The sequence below is a fragment of the Rhodopirellula maiorica SM1 genome (assembly GCF_000346295.1).
In the GTDB taxonomy this organism is placed as follows: domain Bacteria; phylum Planctomycetota; class Planctomycetia; order Pirellulales; family Pirellulaceae; genus Novipirellula; species Novipirellula maiorica.
The window spans coordinates 1-5,087 of record NZ_ANOG01001115.1 but is presented as its reverse complement, the minus strand read 5'-3'; the positions used below and the strand labels follow the sequence as shown (position 1 = coordinate 5,087).

The following is a 5,087-nucleotide window of genomic DNA, read 5'->3' as shown; positions in this document are numbered from 1 at the left end:
GGCAGGTTAGATACTCGAACCGTTGCAGCTATGCCGTTTCGTGGCCCGTCCGCTGTTTTCCATCTTCCTCTCTCGTACCCTCGCTATTTGTCATGCAGGTTCACAAGGCCGTTATCACCGCAGCGGCTCCGAAACAGAACACACTGCCGCTGCAACAACTGGTCGACCGCAATGGCGAGACCAAGACAGCGCTGCAATTGATCGTCGAAGAAACGCTCTCTGCCGGCATCGACGAGATCTGTGTCGTGATCCGGCCTGGCGACCAAGAGGCTTATGAACAGGCCGCTGGGACTCATTTGGCCAGCATCCAGTTTGTCGAGCAGCCTGAACCACGTGGCTACGCCGACGCGATCTATCAAGCCAAGTCATTTGTCGGCGACGCACCGTTCCTGCACCTCGTTGGCGATCACTTGTACCTCAGTGCATCGGACATCCCGTGTGCCAAGCAGTTGATTAAGATTGCCCACGAATTTGATTGCTCGGTGTCAGCCGTGCAGTCGACTCGTGAAAATAAGCTGCCCTACTTTGGCATCGTCAGCGGGCCTCATCTGCCTCGCCGCGACGATCTGTATGAAGTCGAAGCGGTCGTTGAAAAGCCAACACCAACCTATGCCGAGCAGGAACTGGTGACACCAGGGTTGCGAGCGGGACACTATCTCGGATTTTTTGGGATGCACGTGTTGACGGCCGAAGCGATGACGTCGATCGAGCAATTACTTGCCGAACGTGCCGACGACAAGCCATCGTTGTCGGATGCCTTGGCGATGTTGACGTCCCGTCAACGCTACCTTGCCTATCGTTTGCAAGGTTCACGCTACAACTTGGGAGTCACCTATGGGTTGTTGATTGCTCAATTGGCGATCGGTTTATCAGGACGTGACCGTGATCGAATTTTGACTGAAATGGTTGAGTTGCTTGCCACGCGAGCGGAAGGGAATGCGGCTCAATGATTCGTTCTGCAACCAACCCACTGATTGACATCATCACGTCGGACGATGATGCGATTCGTGATCAATCGCTCGAATCAGTTTGCCGCGATCAAACCCTCGATCAATTGCTCGATCACGTCCATGTGCTCGATGCATTTCGTCGCGAAGAAGAGAACTTGTATCGCCGCGTTCGAGCATTGTTTTTCTTGTCGGCGATCTACCGCTACCATTTGCCGTCGCGTTTGTCGGTTGAGCAAGCAGGGCAAATTCCGTATGAGGGCTATGAGCACTTGTTGGCTCGCCGGTTCATGGAAGCGATCGATTGCTTTCTGGAGTGTCAACAACAAACGGGGCCGAGTGACGCGTTAGCCAGCGCCTTGTCGCAAGCCTATCATCAGCTCGGATTTCAAACGCTAGCCGATCAAGTACGTCGCAGCGTGCGTACGGTTCGCGGCAACCAGTGGATGTTTCGCGTTGGTCATCCCGCCGATCATCCGCTGCGAATTCGCCGCGAGCTGGTTGAGGTGGATCCCACCACGGACACTTCGCCGCTGATGAAAGAGACGACAGCGGTACGAATGGATTTTTCGCACAGTGCATGGAGCGACATCTTCTTTTTGGGGATGGATTTTCCCGAGGGAGCTCGCGTGCTGAATGTCTCGGTCGACCTCGGCGTGCGTGGCCGTGATTCCGAAACCAAACCTCCGATCGAAACCTATCTGCGAATCATTGACGAGCCGGTGATTCGGCTGACCAGCGTCGATCTCGGTGCGACGACGACGCTGCATTCGATTTCCGAGACCTTCGATTTCGCTCGCGATTACTTGGGGCTGCTCAAAGCGGCGTTGATCGCCGCGGGCATCGTCCCGCCGGGATTGGAGGGCTGTCGTGAATCGATGGAAGACTTGTTAAAGGTCATGCTCGGTCCGGGACGAGGATTGGAATTGGTCAGCAAGATCAATGATATCCCCAAAGGATCTCGGCTGGCGGTTTCCACCAATCTGCTCGGGTCATTGATTTCGCTGCTGATGCGGGCAACCGGACAAGTGCAATCGCTGACCGGACCGCTCAGCGAAGCCGATCGCCGGCTGGTCGCCGCCCGCGCGATTCTGGGCGAATGGCTTGGCGGCAGTGGGGGCGGATGGCAAGATTCCGGCGGCGTTTGGCCCGGCATCAAACTGATCTGCGGAACCACGGCGGAAGAGAACGACCCCGAACACGGCATTAGCCGCGGACGGTTAATGCCGGTTCACCATGTGCTCGGCAGTGACGAGATCTCCGATTCAACGCGTCAGCAAATCCAAGATTCTTTGGTGCTGGTTCACGGCGGCATGGCTCAAAACGTGGGGCCGATTCTGGAAATGGTGACGGAACACTACCTGCTGCGAAGTGAGCGAGAATGGCAGGGCCGGAACGAAGCGATCAAGATTCTTGACGAAGTTGTCGAGTCGCTCAAAGCAGGCAATATCAAGCAAGTCGGCGACGTAACCACCCGCAATTTCGAAGGCCCGCTGCAAACGATTATCCCCTGGGCAACCAACCGCTTTACCGATGCATTGATCGAACAGTGTCGCGAGCGTTACGGAGCCCAATTTTGGGGATTCTGGATGCTCGGCGGAATGGCTGGCGGCGGCATGGGATTCATCTTTGATCCCAAGATCAAATCCGAAGCCCAAGCATGGCTCGGCGACGCGATGGTCAAAACCAAACGGGACTTGGAAACATCGCTGCCCTTTGCCATGGATCCAGTTGTCTATGATTTCAAAATCAACGACAACGGTACCAGTGCCGAGTTGCTCTGTGGCAACGATGCGATGCTACCCGATCGCTATTACGCGCTCGTGTTACCATCACTCTTGCGTACGCCACTCCGCGATTTGTCGTTGCGAACGCGATCGGAACTCGAACGGATCAGCAAACGTTGTCACGATGTCGAAACCGGTAACGCCACTGCCGGAATGTTGCTTGAGAGTATCTTGCCGTCATCTGCGGTGGAACATTCCAGCGAATCGTCGCTGGGGTCGCTGTTGAATCAAATTGGTTTTGACCGATTCCAACACGAGCAAATCCGAGCCGATTTGGTCAGCGGGCGGATCGGGTTGTCACAGAATCGACTGCCCGCCAACACGATGATTCAAGATGTGAAACCCGAGCATGTCATTGATTTGCGTGAAGGGATCGACAAGAAATATGCCGAGCTTGGATCCGCGGCAATCCAATCCGGCAAGGTGGCGGTGGTGACATTGGCAGCGGGCGTCGGCAGCCGCTGGACCGAGGGCGCGGGCGTTTGCAAAGCGCTTCATCCGTTTTGTCGTTTTGCCGGTCGCCATCGCAGTTTCATGGAGGTGCATCTGGCAAAGAATCGTGCGATCGCCGAAAAACTCGGTGCCTCGATTCCGCATGTCTTCACCACCAGCCATCTGACCGACGAACCGATTCGTGAATTCCTCGATCGCAATGATTCCTTTGGTTTTGGCGATCATTTGATGGTGTCCACGGGACGTAGCGTCGGACTGCGAATGATCCCGACGGTGCGTGATTTGCGATTTTTGTGGGAGGAAACGGCCCAGCAAATTCTGGACGAACAACAGCAAAAGGTTCGTGAAAGCTTGCGTACGGCGTTGATCGGATGGGCGAAGTCCGCGGGCGAAGCCAGCGATTACACCGACAATGTGCCCAGCCAGTGCATTCACCCGGTGGGCCATTGGTTCGAGATCCCCAACATGCTCCGCAGCGGCGTACTGCAGCAAATGCTCCGTCGTCAGCCCGAGCTGGAATACCTACTGCTTCACAACATCGACACGCTTGGGGCGAACGTGGATCCCGCGTTCCTGGGACGTCACATCGCTGCGGAAACCACGCTTAGTTTCGAAGTGATCAGTCGCCGATTAGAAGACCGCGGCGGCGGATTGGCACTCGTCAATGGTCGACCGCGATTGGTCGAAGGGCTGGCGATGCCCAATGAGCAGATCGAGTTTGATTTGACTTTCTACAATTCGATGACGACCTGGATTTCCATCGACGGATTGTTGAAGTCGTTTGGATTAACACGAGCCGAGTTGAGCGATACTCAGCGTGTCGAGCAAGCGATCCGCACGATGGCACAGCGGATGCCAACCTACATCACGCTAAAGGATGTTAAGAAACGTTGGGGCAACGCGCAAGAGGATGTTTTCCCCGTTGCGCAGTTTGAAAAACTGTGGGGTGACATGACCGCGATTGCCGATATCAGCAGCTGTTTCTTTGTCGCCCCGCTGCGTCGCGGCCAACAGCTCAAGACGCAAGCACAGCTCGATCCTTGGAAACGAGACGGCAGTGCCGATTACATCGATTCGCTGTGCAAGTGGTAAGTCTCGTAGCATAGGCTTCCAGCCTGTGTTCCGCATTCCCTGCCTGTGTTCCCAAACGTGGGATAGGTTTCTAACCTGTCATGCAATCCCATCGGAGCACTCCAGGCTTTCCCGATGTGCCGGCGACGGTCCTACGATTCGAGTTCTTCGATGCGTTTTTCCAATTGGTCGATTCGCTCGTTCACCGATTCGAGTCTCGCGATCAAGGCGTCCACCGCGGTGTTACTGGACTTGGCGGGTGACGGGGATGACGACGCTTCGGATGATGCGGCTTGTTTTTCGAGTCGGGCTTCGAGATATTGCCGTTCCTCGGGTGGATACAGTTTGTGAGCAAACGTTTGTCCTCGCCCCGGTGGCGAGAGAGGTTCAATGAGGTCTTTTGCGATCAAGGAGTCGACGACATCTTGAGTTGCTTTCAAGTCTTCGAGTGCATACATCCGCGAAGCTCGGGTGCGGATTTCGCCCAAGGTTTGTGGCCCGCGAAGCAGCAGTTCGGTCATCACGGCGGCACCGGGGCTATCGACATCGAACCACTCGTATGCCGCATGACGGTACTTCGTCGCTCGGCCGCTGCCTTGGACCTCTCGCGCCGCACCGACTCGCTTTAGCTCTTCAATCGCTGTCAGCACATCGTCCTCGTCTAACTGCAATTGAGGCGAACGATTGGATTTTTGATTGCTGCCACTGATCAGTCCCGACATCGTCAATGGGTAGTTATCGGGAGTCGTTTTGGCCTTTTCCACCAACACCCCCAACACACGTCGGGCGTTACGCGAAAGCGCGACCGGTTTGGGCTTCTCTTCACTCG

At 55.7% G+C, this 5,087-nt stretch carries 3 protein-coding genes; 2 read left to right on the top strand and 1 reads right to left on the bottom strand.

All coding sequences use genetic code 11. The annotated features are described in order from the left end of the window. The first annotated feature begins 92 nt into the window (after nucleotides 1–92). Both RMSM_RS35860 and RMSM_RS35855 read left to right on the top strand, forming a co-directional pair. Nucleotides 93–950 (top strand): sugar phosphate nucleotidyltransferase, encoded by an 858-nt coding sequence (locus tag RMSM_RS35860; RefSeq protein WP_008709632.1) that lies wholly within the window; start codon nucleotides 93–95, stop codon nucleotides 948–950. Then, nucleotides 947–4,279: a UTP--glucose-1-phosphate uridylyltransferase gene (locus RMSM_RS35855; RefSeq protein ID WP_008709630.1), complete on the top strand. Its 3,333-nt coding sequence runs from the start codon at nucleotides 947–949 to the stop codon at nucleotides 4,277–4,279. Before RMSM_RS35860 ends, RMSM_RS35855 begins: the two co-directional genes overlap by 4 nt. A gap of 131 nt (nucleotides 4,280–4,410) precedes the next feature. Here the strand turns inward: RMSM_RS35855 and RMSM_RS35850 are convergent. Then, nucleotides 4,411–5,087: DUF480 domain-containing protein (locus RMSM_RS35850; RefSeq protein ID WP_040771383.1), on the bottom strand; the 677-nt coding region annotated here is incomplete at its 5' end.